Origin of the sequence: Moraxella canis (assembly GCF_002014965.1) — a bacterium.
Classification (GTDB): domain Bacteria; phylum Pseudomonadota; class Gammaproteobacteria; order Pseudomonadales; family Moraxellaceae; genus Moraxella; species Moraxella canis.
The window spans coordinates 5436-20885 of sequence record NZ_MUXT01000012.1; the positions used below are offsets into that span (position 1 = coordinate 5436).

The following is a 15450-nucleotide window of genomic DNA, read 5'->3' on the forward strand; positions in this document are numbered from 1 at the left end:
TTGGTAAGGGGTTGATTTTAATAATAAAATATATTGGCAGACTGCCAGAGGATGCCGTCATCAGATTTATTTTTACTTTGTGCCAGATCTGTTGATCACATCTCTAAACCCTACCGCGGTCAATGTACATAAGATCATTTTTGGCAATATCTTGGGCATCGCTGACACAGATATGTGGCAGGTGACTATTATTATGATCGTGACTTTGATTTTTTGGTGGTTTTTTGATGAAATTCAAGCCAAGGCGGTGGGCTTATCGACCAAATATTATAAATTGCTCTTTTTTAGCCTGCTAAGTGCGTGCGTGGTCTCTGCCTTGCAGACAGTCGGTGCAATTTTGGTCATTGCCATGGTCATCACACCTGGGGCGACTGCTTATCAGCTTACTGATAAATTTCGTGCGCTGATTTTGATCGCTGGCGCAATTGGTGTTATAACCAGTGGATTTGGGGTGTATTTGAGTTATTTTTTTGGATGGTGCCACTGAAGGTATTATTGTATGTGTGCAGACACTGCTATTTATCATCGCCTTTTTATTTTCGCCAAAGTACGGCAGATTCAGACAAAAACAATCTCGGTCATTCAGCTCATCGGTTCGCCAAATTATGTCAAATTCTGTTTTGTGGTGGTTCACCGAACCGTTAAAACTTCTATTGTAACTCATGATACTTAGCATTACTTTGGAAGTCTCTTTGCACCTCGTTAAAGGTTACTACCTGCATTGCTGCTACAGTAGCACAATAGCGTGACGGTAATTCACGAATTGGCGGTTTTGATTTAACGCATCTTAAGATGCTTGATAGTGGTAAGCTTGGCTTTTTCTTTTGCCGTGTGGCAATCTCAAGACTGGCTAGATAATCCCTGTCTTGGGTGCCGATACTGGATTTTTGCTGTCGCTTACTATTGGCTTTAATTCCTTGCTTGGTAAATGGATCGGTTCGTGAGGTGTTTTTAGCACTCACTTTGACCACAGATACACCACACAGCTCAGCTTTTTCTTCAATCGCTTGTTGAGTCTTGGCGAAATTCCATGTGGTATGTTCTTTATCTCGAATCCAGCTTAATTGCTCAAGCTTAACGACATCAGTGTTATTGTGGACTGCGTGAGCCAAGACATCACGACCAACCAAACGGGCTAAATGAGCCTTTTGGTTGGATATTTTGTGTCTAACTGCTGTGTATTGCTCGTCCAAGGTTTGATATTTGTCTAATAGCTTTTCACAGTTATTGTTGACTAGAAGTTTGGCGATATGTGATTTCTTTTGAAATAAGGCGTCTTTATGTACTTGTAATCGCTGTATCTTTTGATTGACACGGTTCGCCTCATTACTACAATACAGCTCGTTACTATGACTGGCATCGGCAAAGCGTACAGCCCCACTAAAAGGCTTAACCAACCCCAAATCTACCCCGATACAAATGCCTGTTTCAACAAGAGGGATGGTTTTCTTGACGGTAAATCTGACTAATAATGTGTCATCTTTTAAGTAAAAACAAGGTCTTGTTACCCCTTCAGGTATAAAGGCGACATGACTCGGCATGCCAACATCCATAGACAACCATTCACCATTCACCTGAAACTTAGAATGAATAACGCCATTTTCAAAGCCGACTACGGAGATTTGCTTATCTTCGGTGGTGTAATCCAGTTGCGCCAGCTCAACTTCCTGCACGGGCATTGCTTTGGCTTTACAAATGTTCTTGACGGTGGCGTTGGTTGGATATAAATTGTGGTCACATAGTGCATCTCTGAGGTCTTGGCTAAATTCATAATTGTATTTTGCACAGATTTCAGCAATTTGCTGTCTTTGTTTTAAACTCAGTAGGTTTCTTCGGACTTGCTCGATGATAATGCGATAATATTTGGCTTTATTACCGTACACATTTGTCCAAGTTGGTTGTGGTCGGATTTTTAAGAAGTCATTTCTGAAATGACCACCTGAGCGGATGCGTGTTTGTAGTAATTTATTAACCAGTTCTTTATCAGATAGAATACATTGTATCTCTTTAGACAACGACAAAATGAGTGCTGTGATTTTATTGACAGCACCTTCATCAAGGTAATCACTGGCTACAAAATTATAGCCACGCATCACGGTTGTCATTCAGCATCTACTCTGTTTTTGGCTTTTTCAAGCAAGGCTAGTTTGGCTTGTCTAGATTTCATTTGAGAAAACCGACCTGAGAAACTGGCGATGATGGTCATAAAATCATCCATCATTTCATCTTGGAGTAATTTTTCATCGACCTGAGCAAGTTCATGCACCTGTACCCCATGTTGAGAGAACACGCGGTTAAGATATTTAATGCCAAATCGAGCCAGTCTGTCTTGGCGAACAACGGCTATATCAGTGACTTTGTTTTCAAATACCAAATCCAGTAGTTGATTTAATCCTTTACGGTTTTCATTCATGCCACTGGCGCTATCTTGAATTTTAAAGTCAGGTTTCCCGTAAGCCTCTTCAAGCTTTTCAAATTGACTATTGATCATAGACTGATTACCAGAACTTGAGCGGACATAATGAACCCATACGCTCGTCCTATTGGACGGTAAATCTTTGACCCCAACAATGGCATCAACATCTTCTTTGGTAAAGAATAATTGACCACTAGGGGATAGGTGGTGCGGTATTTTATTTTGGCGGACGTACTTGCGAATGGTTTGACTGGTCACGCCAAGCAAACGCGCAAGTTCAGAGATTCTAATGCTTGACATTGGCAGTATTCAAAGTAGCGGTTTATATAGCAAAGTATCACAGATTTGGTTTGCTGTTGTCAACCATTTAGCCACACCTTTATGCAACATGCGCTAATCTCTGCGGTGGCGGTGGTCTGTGCAATTTTATCTTGCTATATCGTCCTAAAAGGCTGGTCTTTGACGGGGGATGCCATCTCTCATGCGGTATTTCCTGGGGTGGTTTTGGCATTTTGGTTGGGTGTGCCGATGACACACTCAAACGGCGCGCCACGACTGTGTGAGCTATCAACTGTGCCATCCGCCAAAGTGCCGATATAATGGGCGGTAATTAACGCCCCACGCTCGGCGGATTTACCTGTGCCTGTGATGATGTCGGTGATGTGAAAATCAGTCATGGTGAAGCCTTGATAGTAGGTTGGGTTTAGCGTCTTGCCATTCATTAGCAGTCATACTGTACATGACGGTGTCAGAAATTTTGCCATCTTTATAAATGCGATGACCACGGATGATGCCGTCTTTTTTGGCACCCAGTCGTTCTATGGCGGTTTGTGAGCGGACATTGTCCAAACTGGCACGCAAACCTACCGTACGATAGCCGAGCTGTTCGAAAGCGTATTGTAATAATAAAAATTTGCACGTGGTATTGATGTGCGTGCGCCAAACGCTTTGGGCGTACCATGTATAGCCGATTTCAAGGCGCAGGCAAGCAGGCAAAATATCATGAAAACTGGTCGTGCCAATCGCTTTGCCTATGCGCTCATCAATGACAGCAAAGGCGATACGGTCAGCGGTATTTAGCCCAAGCATGATATAGTCTGCCATCTTATCAGGGCTTGGCACATTGGCGTAGTTTAGTGTCCAAAGTGCGCCGTCTTGGCATGCCTGCACAAGGTCGTCATGGTGGCCAAGGTTGAGTGGCTCAATGCGTACACCTGTTAAAGACAGCACAAAATCATCAGGTAGGGTCAGGGTTTTGGGGGGCATGATAGCTCCTTAATGCGTGTAAATCTTGGGGTGGCAACACCGCCCACTTGCACCATCTCACAAAACATCGCCACAGGTCGCACCCACACGCCATACTCGCCATACAAGGCGCGATAAACCACTAACTTTTCGGTGGTCTCTGAATGGGTGGCAACATCTAATACCTGATAAAGATTGCCTTTATAATGGCGATAAATGCCTGTGGTTATTTTATTCATCAAGCCCTCACTTAATCATGGATGTTTGTGGATAAATCTTAAACAGCACATCCAGCGACACCTGCACCACCCACCCCACCCCAAAGGCAAACAGCAGTGTCGCCAAGCCCACCACGCCACCAAGCAGCCAGCCTATCAGGCACACTGTACCTTCCAAAAAAGTGCGAATCACACCCACTTTCAGACCTGTCAGCTGCGTCAAGCCCACCATCAAGCCATCTCGCGGACCTGCGCCCATGTGCGATGTCAAATAAAGGCTAGACGCAATACCAACGATGACCACGCCCAGTACAGCCAGTAGGATTTGCCACACCAAATCATCCACCACAGGCAGCCAAACATCAAACAGCCCCAAACTTAGGGCGATGATACAGATATTTAACACCGTTCCCAAGCCAAATCTTTGTTTAAGCGGTAACCACAGTGCCAACACGCCACAACTGATGATAAAGGTAAAAATCCCAATATTTAAGCCTGTCTGCACAGCAAGTCCCTGAGCAAATACTGTCCAAGGGGATGAGCCCAGTTGTGATTTGAGTAGCAAGGCTTCGCCAAACCCAAACAGACTGAGCGACGCACACAGCATGGCAAGGGGTTTGGCTTTGAGCGTCCAATAGGATGTGTTGCTCCATGGGGTGTTGGGTAAAACGCGTTTTTTCATTAGGCTGCTCCTTTGACCGATAAAGCAGATTTTACAAAAAAAACGGTTTTTCAATATTCCACTGTGTTTAGGCTGATTGCACCGAAACTTTGGCATACGCCTTTTTGCCTGCTTGAATCACCACCGTTTGACCTGCTTCTAAGGCAAAGCTTGCGTCCACCACTTGTCCGTCCACTTTGACCGCCCCACGAGACAGCATGTCTTTGGCCTGAGCAGAATTTTTGGCAAGGCCAGCTTGGTTCAAGATTTGGGTGATGAACAATTTATCCTGACCATTCAAAGACAAGCTCACTTCGGGCAAATCCACAGGCAGCTCACCATCCGCCAAGCGATTGCCTGCTGACTTATGGGCGTTGTCGGCAGCGTCTTTGTCATGGAAACGCTCAATGAGTTCTAGGGCTAAGATGCGCTTAATCTCTTGGGGATTGCGCCCATTTGCCATGTCATCAAGCAAGGCGTTGACTTCGCTCATCGGCTTAAAGCTAAGTAGCTCAAAGTAGCGAGCAATCAGCGTGTCGGGCATGGATAGGATTTTTTGGTACATCACGCCAGCGGGGTCATTGATGCCGATGTAGTTGCCCAGCGATTTGCTCATTTTTTGTACGCCGTCCAAGCCTTCCAAAATCGGCATGGTAATGCACACTTGCGGCTCTTTGCCATAGCGACCTTGCAGCGTACGCCCCATCAGCAGGTTAAAGGTTTGGTCATTACCACCAAGCTCCACATCGGCATCTAGTGCGATGCTGTCGTAGCCTTGTACCAGCGGATACAAAAACTCATGAATGGCAATCGGCGTTTGGCTGTCATATCGCTTGGCAAAGTCATCACGCTCTAACATTCTAGACACAGTAACTTGGCTTGCCAACTGTATCATGTCGCCTGCACTCATCTTAGAAAACCACTCTGAGTTAAAGACGATTTTGGTTTTGTCTTTATCCAAAATCTTAAAGACTTGCTCGGCATAGGTTTGGGCGTTGGCTTTGACATCTGCTTCGGTGAGTGGCGGACGGGTGGCGTTTTTGCCAGACGGGTCGCCGATGCGGGCGGTGTAGTCGCCAATCAAAAACAGCACTTCATGCCCCAAGTCCTGAAAATGACGCAGTTTGTTGAGCACCACCGTATGCCCAAAATGCAAATCTGGGGCGGTGGGGTCCATGCCAAGCTTGATGCGTAATGGGCGGTTTTGTTCTAGTTTTTTTACCAAATCTTCTTTGGAATAAATTTCATTCACGCCACGCATGATAAGTTCTAGTTGGTCGTCAGTGGGGAGAAAGTCGCTCATGGTCATCGCCTTTATTCAAATCATAAACTCAAAAAATCGCCTTGATTATAGCAAAAATCGCCAAAAAGTCATCCTGCATCACGCCTTTTATCAAAAATTCGTATCACCAAAGTTAAAAATTTGTTATGCTTAAGTTTTTGTATGATGTAAATGTTGGCAAATCATGACGGTATCAGCAGACTTTTTAGAAGAAATTTTTGGCGAAAACTTGGACGCCGCGACGATCATAGATGAAGCACCTTATTTTATTGGCATGATGAGCGGTACAAGCTTAGATGGCATGGATGCGGTACTGTGTCAGTTTTTTGAGGGCGATGATGGGCGTGTGGTTGAGATGGTTGCCAGTCATAGCCTGCCCTTTCCTGAGGATTTGCAGCACGCTTTATTATCGTTAACCACGCCCAATGGTGCAGACAAATTCATCCAAACCCATCAGCTTAGCTTTCAAAGTGAACTGGATGTCTATGGCTGGGCAAGCGTGTATTATGCCACCTTTGCTGCGCAAGTGGTGCTAGAGCTGCTTGAAAAAGCCCAAATCAGTGACGAACAAGTCAGCGCCATTGGCTGTCATGGGCAGACCGTGCGCCACCGCCCAGAGTGGTCGTTCAGCCTGCAGCTGTTAGACCCCAATGTCTTGGCTGAGCATACTGGCATTGCTGTGGTCAGTGATTTTCGCCGCCGCGACATGGCGGTCGGCGGACAAGGTGCGCCGCTTGTGCCTGCGTTTCATCAGGCGATGTTTGGCAATGATCAGAGCATCAAAGCGGTGCTCAACTTAGGCGGTATCGCGAACATCACCTTACTTGACTACGACGGTCAAGGCACGCCGATAGGCTTTGATACAGGCGTTGCCAATCTGCTCATGGACGCATGGATCGCACGGCATACAGGCACTACTTATGATAAAGATGGCACATGGGCGGCAGAAGGACAAGTGATTGAGCCGCTGCTTGAGCTGCTGCTTGATCATCCTTTTTTTGCCAAACCGCCCCCAAAAAGCACAGGTCGCGAGGATTTTCATCTGTCATGGCTAGATGCCATGCTCGGTCAGCTTGGACACAGCCACCCAAATTTACGCTACAGCCCTGTCGATGTACAGACCACCTTATGTGAGCTGACCGCCGTCAGCGCCGCCGAGCAGATTGCTCGCTTGGTTGATTCAGGTGTGGTACTGGTGTGCGGCGGCGGTGCAAAAAATGCCTATCTGATGGCTCGCCTGCAAGCACATCTGCCCAGTTTGTCGGTCAAGCCAACCAGTAGCCTCGGCATCGATGTGGCATTGGTTGAGGGGATGGCATTTGCTTGGCTTGCACGCCAAAACATCTTAGGGCGCACAGGCAATATTCCTGCCGTCACTGGCGCATCCAAAGCGGTCGTGCTTGGTCAAGTGTGTTTTTGATTTTTAAGATACAGCCGCCAAAGCCCACGCTATGAGCGGCGTGCGTGCGGTGGTAAATGACAGCAAATGGTGCTATGATTTATAGGATCAATCAACGCTGAATAAGGTGCACTTATGGAATTTCGGCAATTGGGGTATTTTTTGCATTTGGCAGGCACAGGCAGTGTCAGCCAATCTGCCAAAGTCTTGGGGTTATCACAGCCGTCTTTGAGCCGTCAGATTCAGCAGCTTGAAGAAAACTTGCAAGTTGAATTATTTGAGCGCCATCATCGTCCGATGGCATTGACTGATGCTGGAGAGTTTTTGTATCGTCATATCAAGCAGCCACTGCATGAGCTTGAGCAAGCCATGGCACTGACGCGACGCTTTGGTGATGGTCGCCAAAACCGTCTGATCATCGGCTCGGTGGTGTCTGTATTGTATGGGCTATTACCAGAAGTGATCTCTCAGCTTAGACAAGACATTGATGGCACGCACCCTGATTTTGATATCAAAGTCATTGAGATGAGCTTTGAGCAGCAGGTCAGCGCCTTAAAATCTGGTGAGATCGATGTGGGCTTTGGTCGTTTTGTTTGTCATGACCCTTTGATTCATCAGACTTTTTTGCGTCATGAGCCGTTTGTGTTGGCTGTGCCAAAATGGCATTATTTAGCCAAAAACGCTGCCGCACCAATCGCCCTATCAGATCTGACCACCGATACACTGATTTTGTATCACAAAACCCCCAACCCCCAAGCCGGCTTGACAGAAACCGATCCGCTGCTACAACTGTTTGAGCAGACCCAGACGCAGCCTAGAAATCATGTACGCGTGCGTGATATCCAAGTGGCACTCGCCATGGTCGCCGCAAGCGAAGGCTTTACCATTGTGCCTGATAGCCTAAAAACCGTCCGCACCGACCAAATCAGCTACCTGCCTTTGGCGCATGAGTTTACATCGCCCATGTACATCAACACCTTGGCGCATAATCCCCTACCCAATCTCGCCACTTTGCACGGTGCTATCCTAAGTGTGTATGAGCGCCATCACATCCAGGTGCCTACCCCTTTGGTGGATGAGCCAAATTAGGGCAAATGGGTTATTTGTTGTGTTTTTGTAAATGAAAATGGGCAAAATTATGTGTTTTGTAAATAAGTTTTGGGTTAATTATGTGAAATTTTAAAATTATTATTTATAATTTGCATAATATAAGAAGGAACCCTTTTAAATTTTACTGAACATTTGTACTGTATTTGCTGACAGCCAACAAAAATTGGGGTATAGTTAAACAAAAGCCATTTTATCATAGCCATCTGATTACAACTGATTAATAGCATAAGGAAAATGATATGAGTCAAGTTTCTGCCGGTCGCCGTTTCCGCGACGCCATCACTAGCGAAAAAGCCAACAACAAGCCCTTACAAATCGTCGGCACCATCAATGCTTATACTGCCATGATGGCAACACAAGTTGGGCATAAAGCCATTTATTTATCGGGTGGCGGTGTCGCCAATGCTTCATTTGGTCTGCCTGATTTGGGCATGACAAGCCTAAATGATGTGCTCACTGACGCCACGCGCATCACCAATGCGGTAGATACGCCGCTTTTGGTGGACATTGATACAGGTTGGGGCGGCGCGTTCAATATCGCCAACACCATCAAACAAATGGAAAAAGCAGGCGTCGCAGCAGTGCATATCGAAGACCAAATCGCCCAAAAACGCTGCGGTCATCGCCCAAATAAAGAAATCGTCTCGACAGCAGAAATGATCGATCGCCTAAAAGCGGCTTTGGACGCCAAAGTTGATCCTGACTTTGTGGTGATGGCGCGTACGGACGCCTTGGCTGTCGAAGGCTTGGATGCGGCGGTTGAGCGTGCGGTGGCATTCCAAGAGGCAGGCGCGGATATGATTTTTGCCGAAGCCTTGACAGACATCAATCAGTATCGCAAATTTACCGATGTGCTGGATATTCCTGTGCTTGCCAACATGACCGAATTTGGTCAAACCGATTTATACACCACCGATGAGCTGTTTAATGTGGGCGTGGACATGGTGCTCTATCCACTGTCTGCGTTTCGCGCGATGAATAAAGCGGCGCTCAATGTCTATCAAACGCTCAAAGACGAAGGCGTCCAAACTTCGGTCGTCGATACCATGCAGACGCGCATGGAGCTTTATGATTTCTTAAATTATCATGCTTTTGAACAAAAGTTAGACGAGCTATTTCGTCAAAAGTAATCCAATCTTTACCATGATTTGATGGTAATTTTAAGTTGCTTTGATCATAAAAACAGTTTTTATTTTTATGGTCAAGGCTGAGTAAATAAGCTATATTAGCCATTTGGGTAATGTCACTTATTTACAAAAGGCACAATCGATGTCTGAAAGTTTTCAAGCGCTGATTTTTGGTGTCGCAGCCATCTTACACGGAATCACTGGCATGGGATTTCCGATGATTGCGACCAGCGCTTTGGCATTTTTGATGCCGCTATCGCAAGCAGTCGCCATCGTTGCGATACCTAGCCTGCTCATGAGCTTGTTGGTGCTGTGCACTAATAATCAAGGCTCGCTGATTGATGAGCTGAGATATTACGCCCAGCATTATCGACTGCTTGCGGTGATGAGCGTGATCGGCGGGATCATTGGTGTTCAGCTTTTGCTGGTTTTGCCAGTCGCTTGGCTGTATGTGATGATGGCGGCGGTGACACTGTACTATGCTGGGCATGGGCTTTTGTCGATGACAGGCAAGGTAGGTGCGCTGACAGTGCCTACAGGACGGTTTAGCATGGCAGCCTTTGGGCTCATTGCTGGCATCGTCGGCGGTGCAACCAATGCCATGTCGCCGATTTTACTGATATTTTTATTCAGTCAAACCGATGACAAAAACCGCATCGCCAAAGCAAGCAATCTGTGCTACTTACTGGGTAAATTGGTGCAGATATTTTTATTACAAGGTGAATATCGCGCCTTTGGTTATGGTGAATATGCGCTACTAATCATCTTAACCGCTGTGTCGATGCTTGGTTTATTTGGCGGTATTCGCCTGCGTACCATCATCAGTACGACAGTATTTAAACTGCTGATTTTTGGTATTTTATTGGTATTAGCACTAAAAATAGGACAGTCAGGGATCGCGCAACTGACTGCGTGATGATATGAATTTGTAGGCGATCATAGCCCAACAGTTCACACTTAGGATTTAACCGCCACCAAAGCACGTATCGTCTTTGGCAGCATATCACCGTCTGACGGTAACGCCATTCATAAGGAGATTAACATGGCAGACACTCAAACCCCCACTTTCAAACCCAAAAAATCCGTCGCTTTATCTGGCGTGCCAGCTGGCAACACCGCCTTGTGTACCGTTGGTCGCTCAGGCAATGACTTGTCCTATCGCGGCTATGACATCCTTGACCTTGCCAAACACTGCGAGTTTGAAGAAGTTGCCCATTTGCTTATCCATGGTCATTTACCTAACAAATCTGAGCTTGCCGCTTATAAAGCCAAACTCAAATCCTTGCGTGGCTTGCCGATTCGTGTGATTGAAGTCCTAGAAAGCCTGCCTGCTCACACCCACCCTATGGACGTCATGCGTACGGGTGTATCTATGCTGGGCTGTGTGTTCCCTGAGCGTGAAAGCCAACCTGCGTCAGAAGCCCGAGACATCGCCGATAAACTCATCGCTTCTCTTGGCTCCATGCTGCTTTATTGGTATCAATACAGCCACAATGGCAAACGCATCAATGTAGAGAGCATCGAGGACAGCATCGGCGGACATTTCTTACACATGCTGCATGGCAAACGCCCAAGCGAATCCCACGTCAAAGCCATGCACATCTCGCTCATCTTATATGCTGAGCATGAGTTTAACGCCTCCACCTTTACCAGCCGTGTCATCGCGGGCACAGGCTCGGACATCTATTCGTGCATCACAGGCTCTATCGGGGCGCTCAAAGGTCCAAAACACGGCGGTGCCAATGAAGTGGCGTACGACATCCAAAAACGCTATCGGGGTGCCGATGATGCCGAAGCTGACATCCGTGAGCGTATCGCCAAAAAAGAAATCGTCATCGGCTTTGGTCATCCTGTCTATACGGTGTCCGACCCACGTAATGTCGTCATCAAAGAAGTCGCCAAAGACCTATCGGTAGAGACTGGCGATATGCGACTGTTTGACATCGCTGAACGCTTGGAGACCTTGATGTGGAATGAGAAAAAGATGTTCCCAAATCTTGACTGGTTCTCGGCGGTGTCCTATCAAAAAATGGGCGTGCCTACCGCCATGTTTACGCCGCTATTTGTCATCGCTCGCACCACAGGCTGGTCAGCTCATGTGCTAGAACAGCGTCAAGACGGCAAAATCATCCGCCCGTCTGCTAACTACACAGGTCCTGATGATTTGGCGTTTGTACCGATGAATGAGCGTTAATAAAAAATGGGCTACTCAACACAGGGTAGCCTATTTTGGCTAAGTTATTGTTAAGTGGTAAAAAAAGGAGACTGCAAGATGATTGTATTAAACGACCGTCATCAGATGTGTTATACGGTACCACATAATAAAGGCGTACCTAATTTATATCCTGAATCTGCTCATTTTGCTGCCATGCCCTCAGTATTTGCCACAGGATTTTTGGTGGGCTTGATGGAATGGGTGTGCATTGAGCATCTTGATGTCGCCAAACATTTGGATGATGGCGAAGGTTCGCTAGGATTAGTAATTGACATGGTGCATGATGCTGCTTGTTCCGAAGGAGCGGTGCTTGATGTGTCTTGTGTATGCATAGATATTGGCAAACGCTCTGTTACATGGCAAGTGGAAGTTTATTGTCAGGATGTCTTGATGGGGCATGGCAAACACAAGCGTGTGATTGTGGATAAACAAAAATTTGCCAATCATGTGAATAGCCAAACAGCGGTTATTGGTGGCAAAGTGATTGAATGGCGTTAAAAAAACAACATAAAATTTAGCAAAGAAATATTAGGAAGGAAGTTCTATGTTTCGTTTTGCATTTGGTGTATTGTTTAGTTTGTTATGGTCATCAGCATTTATTGCTGGTAAATATATGGTGCTTCGGCTACCGCCATTAGATGGATTAAGTTTGCGATTTTTATTGGCAGGCGTGCTGATTTTTATCATCAGCTTTATCATGGAGCGTGGTTCACTGGTTCAGTGGCGTAATAAAACCTTGTGGGTACATGGACTCATCTTGGCACTATTTAATTATGTGTTATATCTTGGGTGGTCTTATACAGGTTTGCAGACCGTTTCACCAGAATTGGTGGTTTTATTGGTTTCTACCATGCCCTTTGTTACTACGTTTGTGGTATCACTGATTGCTCGGCGTTGGTTGTGGTTGCAATGGGTGGCAATTTTGCTTGGCTTTATTGGCGTGTATGTTGTGTTGTCAACCAGAATGCCACATGCAAGTTTTTCAATTGGGGTGATTTGGACGGTCTTGGGTATGTTGGCATTGGCGGCTGGCACATTGTTTTATCAGTTTAAAGCTCATGACCATAGGGTCTTACCTTTGACAGGTGTCCAAAACTTATTAGCTGGATTGATATTGTTGCTGGTGTCTACTCCCAGTCAGTGGATGTCTGCCATGAGCGAGCCTGTATTTGCCATATCAGTATGGTATCAGGTCATTGTAGTGTCTGTTATAGCAATGCTTATGTGGTTTTATTTGGTGCGTTGGTTTGGCTCAGCAAAGGCTTCTGCTTTTCATTTGCTTAATCCTATTTTTGCAGCAGTGTTGGCTTGGTGGTTTTTTGATGTATCACTTGGTCTTTGGGACATGGTGGGGACATTGATGGTCATAGGAGCGTTGGGACTATTACATCAAACCAAACATGATTAGTTGATGGTGGTCAAACAATAAAGTACAAAGCCAACAAACCTGCTACAATCAGCACTTTTAATCCGTTTGATGAGTAATCTATGAAACCTTTTTCTTATCCTGTGCTGATGGCGTGTGTGTTATCACTGGTTTTGCCCTTGATGGCGTGTGCCAAACAGCCCCAAACCAAAACCAAGCACCCACCGCCACCGATTGACAAAATCGGGCAGCTGCGTTTGGCAAACAATCTTGACCGTGATGATGGCTATTGTTTGGATATTTTGGGTTCTGGTGATTATGTTCGTTTTGATATGCCAATGACAGTGCATAACTGCAAACCCGGCTTGTACGAAGATGAAGCGGTAACATGGCAAGCGGACGGCAAAATCCGCTTTCCTGCTTATAACGCCTGTGCCACCGCCGCAGGGATCAATCAAAGCGTCTTGGCAGGGGCGGCGGTCATGCCAAGGGCGTGCGGTGAGCGCAGTCCGTTTTTGGAGAGCCAATATTTACAGCACTTTAGCTATCGTGATGATGGGCGTATTGAGCTTGTCGGCTCTGGACTTTGCTTGACGGCAGGGGCGGACTCTGATTCTACCTTTGATGAGACGCACCGCTGGCGGACGTTATCTATGCAAAAATGTGAAAATGCACCTTTGGCACAGTCGCAGTGGGTGTTTTATGAAGTGAAATAATAGTTTTTCTTAGCGTCTAAATCAAGGTGTTACGATGAAAAGCAGTTTACCCTATGTTCTAATCAGCCTATTGGGTGGAGCGATTATTCCCTTGCAACTGGCGATGGTCAGTAGCTTTCGCCAAAGCAGTAATGCTTCACAAATTCAAGCGACCTTTTATTTATATTTGGGTGGTACTATCGCTTCTTTGCTATTGTCTTTTGTACTAAGTGGTGGGGTGCAACCACCAAATATAAAAAATGCCCAGTGGTGGCAGTATTTGACAGGATTTTTGGGTAGTTTTTATATTTTGTTTATGTTTATCGCCGCCCCAAAAATTGGCTCTGCCAGTACGCTTTTGTGGGTGTTTTTGGGGCAAATGCTATTTGCCACGCTGTTAGCTCATTATGGCTTTTTGGGCTTGGAAGTAAGAAAAATTGAGCCAATTAAGCTATTTGGTTTGGCATTGATTGCTATTGGTGGCGGGGTGTTAATTTGGGCAGAAAAATAAAGGATAAGCCAATGAACGACTGGAACGCCAAAAACTACGCGCAGTTTTTAGACGAACGCACTCGCCCTGCCAAGGAGCTACTGGCTTTTATTGCTCATCATCAGGCACGCTGTATCACGGATTTGGGCTGTGGTCCTGCCAATAGCACCGAACTTTTGTACAAAAACTGGCCAGATGCTCATATCATCGGTGTGGACAGCTCACCAGACATGATAAAAACTGCCCAAGCCAGATTGCCACAAGTTAACTTTATCCAAGCCGATTTTCATCAGTGGCAGGCAGATACGCCCCAAGATGTGATTTTTGCTAATGCGTCTTTGCAGTGGTCGCCCAACCAGCGTGAGCTGTTGCCTAGGCTGGTGGCAAATCTGGCAGATGGTGGCGTGCTGGCGGTGCAAATGCCCGATAATTTAAATGAGCCATCGCACCGTTTGATGCGTGATGTTGCCAAGCACCCCAAATGGCATGCCAAGCTGTCCGATGTGGCGGTGCGTCCTGTGATGTTGGGCGTTGATGATTATTATGGCGTTTTGACACAAGCAGGCTGTGGCGTGGATATTTGGCGTACCACTTATTATCATGTGTTGCCAAGTGTGGCAAGTATTGCTCAGTGGTTTGGCAGTACGGCAATGCGTCCGTATTTGGCAAAACTTGATGACAACCAACAGCAAGCGTTTATTGATGAGTATGTGCAGGCACTTAGCCAAGCCTATCCCACCCAAGCGGATGGCTGTATTTTATTGGCATTGCCAAGGCTGTTTGTGGTGGCGACCAAGCGTTAATCATCGTAAATTTTAAATGTCAGTCATGATTTAAATAAAGAAAATGAAATATGTCGCTATGTAGTTTAATCATCACCAAACAACCCATAGATGAAATTGGCAAAGACAGGTATCATAAACACATTTTGATTTATGAACACGACCAAGACCATATTTATGTTTACAGCCGAATGTTTAACAATATTTTGGTACCACGAACACGAAAACCGCAAGTTTTGCCGTCTTATTATCAATTTTTATTAAGCATTAATCAAATTTCACCGATTTTTGTGGTCATTGGCGATTTAATCCGTCGGCAAAGCGAATTGGATTTGGCAATGGAAAAAATCAAATTGCTCAATGACCAAGCCATAACTGCATTAAACATAGAAACACCAATAGAATTTGGCAGAATTTATTTTATCTCATAAACATAAACCATCA

General features: G+C 45.8%; 19 protein-coding genes and 1 pseudogene. 13 read left to right on the top strand and 7 right to left on the bottom strand.

Annotated features, from left to right (window positions below; all coding sequences use genetic code 11):
• The first annotated feature begins 91 nt into the window (after positions 1–91).
• Positions 92–487, top strand: a complete 396-nt coding sequence (locus B0180_RS10340; protein ID WP_276526508.1) for a metal ABC transporter permease — start codon at positions 92–94, stop codon at positions 485–487.
• A gap of 163 nt (positions 488–650) precedes the next feature.
• Here the strand turns inward: B0180_RS10340 and B0180_RS09580 are convergent, their stop codons facing one another.
• Positions 651–2105, bottom strand: coding sequence for a hypothetical protein (locus tag B0180_RS09580; protein WP_078256704.1), 1455 nt, complete (start codon positions 2103–2105; stop codon positions 651–653).
• The gene (locus B0180_RS09585) at positions 2102–2716 is read right to left on the bottom strand and encodes an IS607 family transposase (RefSeq protein WP_078256705.1); all 615 of its coding nucleotides are present in this window, start codon (positions 2714–2716) and stop codon (positions 2102–2104) included. Before B0180_RS09585 ends, B0180_RS09580 begins: the two co-directional genes overlap by 4 nt.
• Before the next feature lie 81 nt (positions 2717–2797).
• On the opposite strand from B0180_RS09585, the pseudogene B0180_RS10345 reads away from it, so the two are divergent.
• Positions 2798–2893: pseudogene (locus B0180_RS10345) on the top strand (metal ABC transporter permease); the annotation flags it as partial.
• Positions 2894–2895: 2 nt separating this feature from the next.
• Here B0180_RS10345 and B0180_RS10090 read toward each other — a convergent pair.
• The 5 genes from B0180_RS10090 to tyrS all read right to left on the bottom strand — a co-directional run bounded on the left by B0180_RS10090 (position 2896) and on the right by tyrS (position 5843).
• Entirely contained in the window at positions 2896–3093 is a 198-nt protein-coding gene (locus B0180_RS10090; protein ID WP_143821302.1) for an FKBP-type peptidyl-prolyl cis-trans isomerase, read from the bottom strand.
• The gene (locus B0180_RS09595) at positions 3086–3682 is read right to left on the bottom strand and encodes a GNAT family N-acetyltransferase (protein ID WP_078256707.1); all 597 of its coding nucleotides are present in this window, start codon (positions 3680–3682) and stop codon (positions 3086–3088) included. The genes B0180_RS10090 and B0180_RS09595 overlap by 8 nt, the downstream gene beginning before the upstream one ends.
• The gene (locus tag B0180_RS09600; protein ID WP_208609402.1) at positions 3664–3900 is read right to left on the bottom strand and encodes a DUF1653 domain-containing protein; all 237 of its coding nucleotides are present in this window, start codon (positions 3898–3900) and stop codon (positions 3664–3666) included. The genes B0180_RS09595 and B0180_RS09600 overlap by 19 nt, the downstream gene beginning before the upstream one ends.
• A 7-nt stretch (positions 3901–3907) precedes the next feature.
• Positions 3908–4561, bottom strand: coding sequence for a membrane protein YczE (yczE, locus tag B0180_RS09605; RefSeq protein ID WP_078256709.1), 654 nt, complete (start codon positions 4559–4561; stop codon positions 3908–3910).
• Positions 4562–4628: 67 nt separating this feature from the next.
• On the bottom strand, positions 4629–5843 hold the full coding sequence (gene tyrS / locus B0180_RS09610) for a tyrosine--tRNA ligase (RefSeq protein ID WP_078256710.1): 1215 nt from the start codon (positions 5841–5843) through the stop codon (positions 4629–4631).
• Between the two features lie 163 nt (positions 5844–6006).
• On the opposite strand from tyrS, the gene B0180_RS09615 reads away from it, so the two are divergent.
• The 11 genes from B0180_RS09615 (at position 6007) to B0180_RS09665 (ending at position 15437) form a co-directional block, all read left to right on the top strand.
• Positions 6007–7242 carry an anhydro-N-acetylmuramic acid kinase gene (locus B0180_RS09615; RefSeq protein ID WP_078256711.1) on the top strand — a complete coding sequence of 412 codons (1236 nt, stop codon included), beginning with the start codon at positions 6007–6009 and terminating at the stop codon, positions 7240–7242.
• A 114-nt stretch (positions 7243–7356) separates the two neighbouring features.
• The gene (locus B0180_RS09620) at positions 7357–8310 is read left to right on the top strand and encodes a LysR family transcriptional regulator (protein WP_053088790.1); all 954 of its coding nucleotides are present in this window, start codon (positions 7357–7359) and stop codon (positions 8308–8310) included.
• A gap of 260 nt (positions 8311–8570) precedes the next feature.
• Entirely contained in the window at positions 8571–9461 is an 891-nt protein-coding gene (gene prpB / locus B0180_RS09625) for a methylisocitrate lyase (RefSeq protein ID WP_064610757.1), read from the top strand.
• Between the two features lie 139 nt (positions 9462–9600).
• Positions 9601–10374, top strand: coding sequence for a sulfite exporter TauE/SafE family protein (locus B0180_RS09630; protein WP_078256712.1), 774 nt, complete (start codon positions 9601–9603; stop codon positions 10372–10374).
• A 126-nt stretch (positions 10375–10500) separates the two neighbouring features.
• On the top strand, positions 10501–11652 hold the full coding sequence (prpC, locus tag B0180_RS09635) for a bifunctional 2-methylcitrate synthase/citrate synthase (RefSeq protein WP_078256713.1): 1152 nt from the start codon (positions 10501–10503) through the stop codon (positions 11650–11652).
• 78 nt (positions 11653–11730) lie between these two features.
• Positions 11731–12171, top strand: coding sequence for a thioesterase family protein (locus tag B0180_RS09640; RefSeq protein WP_078256714.1), 441 nt, complete (start codon positions 11731–11733; stop codon positions 12169–12171).
• 46 nt (positions 12172–12217) lie between these two features.
• On the top strand, positions 12218–13081 hold the full coding sequence (locus B0180_RS09645) for a DMT family transporter (protein ID WP_049237929.1): 864 nt from the start codon (positions 12218–12220) through the stop codon (positions 13079–13081).
• An 80-nt stretch (positions 13082–13161) separates the two neighbouring features.
• Positions 13162–13755 carry an RICIN domain-containing protein gene (locus tag B0180_RS09650; RefSeq protein ID WP_078256715.1) on the top strand — a complete coding sequence of 198 codons (594 nt, stop codon included), beginning with the start codon at positions 13162–13164 and terminating at the stop codon, positions 13753–13755.
• A gap of 34 nt (positions 13756–13789) precedes the next feature.
• A complete protein-coding gene (locus B0180_RS09655) occupies positions 13790–14245 on the top strand; it encodes a DMT family transporter (RefSeq protein WP_078256716.1) in 456 nt (151 codons plus the stop codon).
• 11 nt (positions 14246–14256) lie between these two features.
• The gene (tam, locus tag B0180_RS09660) at positions 14257–15027 is read left to right on the top strand and encodes a trans-aconitate 2-methyltransferase (RefSeq protein WP_078256717.1); all 771 of its coding nucleotides are present in this window, start codon (positions 14257–14259) and stop codon (positions 15025–15027) included.
• Positions 15028–15077: 50 nt separating this feature from the next.
• Complete coding sequence (locus B0180_RS09665; protein ID WP_078256718.1) at positions 15078–15437, top strand: hypothetical protein; 360 nt, start codon at positions 15078–15080, stop codon at positions 15435–15437.
• Positions 15438–15450: the final 13 nt, after the last annotated feature.

Excerpts from the sequence above, each read along its gene's own strand:
- B0180_RS09655 (WP_078256716.1), top strand. The coding sequence starts at position 13,790 with ATGAAAAGCAGTTTACCCTATGTTCTAATCAGCCTATTGGGTGGAGCG.
- B0180_RS09630 (WP_078256712.1), top strand. The coding sequence starts at position 9,601 with ATGTCTGAAAGTTTTCAAGCGCTGATTTTTGGTGTCGCAGCCATCTTA.
- B0180_RS09640 (WP_078256714.1), top strand. The coding sequence starts at position 11,731 with ATGATTGTATTAAACGACCGTCATCAGATGTGTTATACGGTACCACAT.
- tyrS (WP_078256710.1), bottom strand. The coding sequence starts at position 5,843 with ATGAGCGACTTTCTCCCCACTGACGACCAACTAGAACTTATCATGCGT.
- B0180_RS09595 (WP_078256707.1), bottom strand. The coding sequence starts at position 3,682 with ATGCCCCCCAAAACCCTGACCCTACCTGATGATTTTGTGCTGTCTTTA.
- yczE (WP_078256709.1), bottom strand. The coding sequence starts at position 4,561 with ATGAAAAAACGCGTTTTACCCAACACCCCATGGAGCAACACATCCTAT.
- B0180_RS09580 (WP_078256704.1), bottom strand. The coding sequence starts at position 2,105 with ATGACAACCGTGATGCGTGGCTATAATTTTGTAGCCAGTGATTACCTT.
- B0180_RS09585 (WP_078256705.1), bottom strand. The coding sequence starts at position 2,716 with ATGTCAAGCATTAGAATCTCTGAACTTGCGCGTTTGCTTGGCGTGACC.
- B0180_RS09665 (WP_078256718.1), top strand. The coding sequence starts at position 15,078 with ATGTCGCTATGTAGTTTAATCATCACCAAACAACCCATAGATGAAATT.
- B0180_RS09600 (WP_208609402.1), bottom strand. The coding sequence starts at position 3,900 with ATGAATAAAATAACCACAGGCATTTATCGCCATTATAAAGGCAATCTT.
- B0180_RS09620 (WP_053088790.1), top strand. The coding sequence starts at position 7,357 with ATGGAATTTCGGCAATTGGGGTATTTTTTGCATTTGGCAGGCACAGGC.
- B0180_RS09645 (WP_049237929.1), top strand. The coding sequence starts at position 12,218 with ATGTTTCGTTTTGCATTTGGTGTATTGTTTAGTTTGTTATGGTCATCA.
- B0180_RS09650 (WP_078256715.1), top strand. The coding sequence starts at position 13,162 with ATGAAACCTTTTTCTTATCCTGTGCTGATGGCGTGTGTGTTATCACTG.
- B0180_RS10090 (WP_143821302.1), bottom strand. The coding sequence starts at position 3,093 with ATGACTGATTTTCACATCACCGACATCATCACAGGCACAGGTAAATCC.
- prpC (WP_078256713.1), top strand. The coding sequence starts at position 10,501 with ATGGCAGACACTCAAACCCCCACTTTCAAACCCAAAAAATCCGTCGCT.
- B0180_RS09615 (WP_078256711.1), top strand. The coding sequence starts at position 6,007 with ATGACGGTATCAGCAGACTTTTTAGAAGAAATTTTTGGCGAAAACTTG.
- tam (WP_078256717.1), top strand. The coding sequence starts at position 14,257 with ATGAACGACTGGAACGCCAAAAACTACGCGCAGTTTTTAGACGAACGC.
- prpB (WP_064610757.1), top strand. The coding sequence starts at position 8,571 with ATGAGTCAAGTTTCTGCCGGTCGCCGTTTCCGCGACGCCATCACTAGC.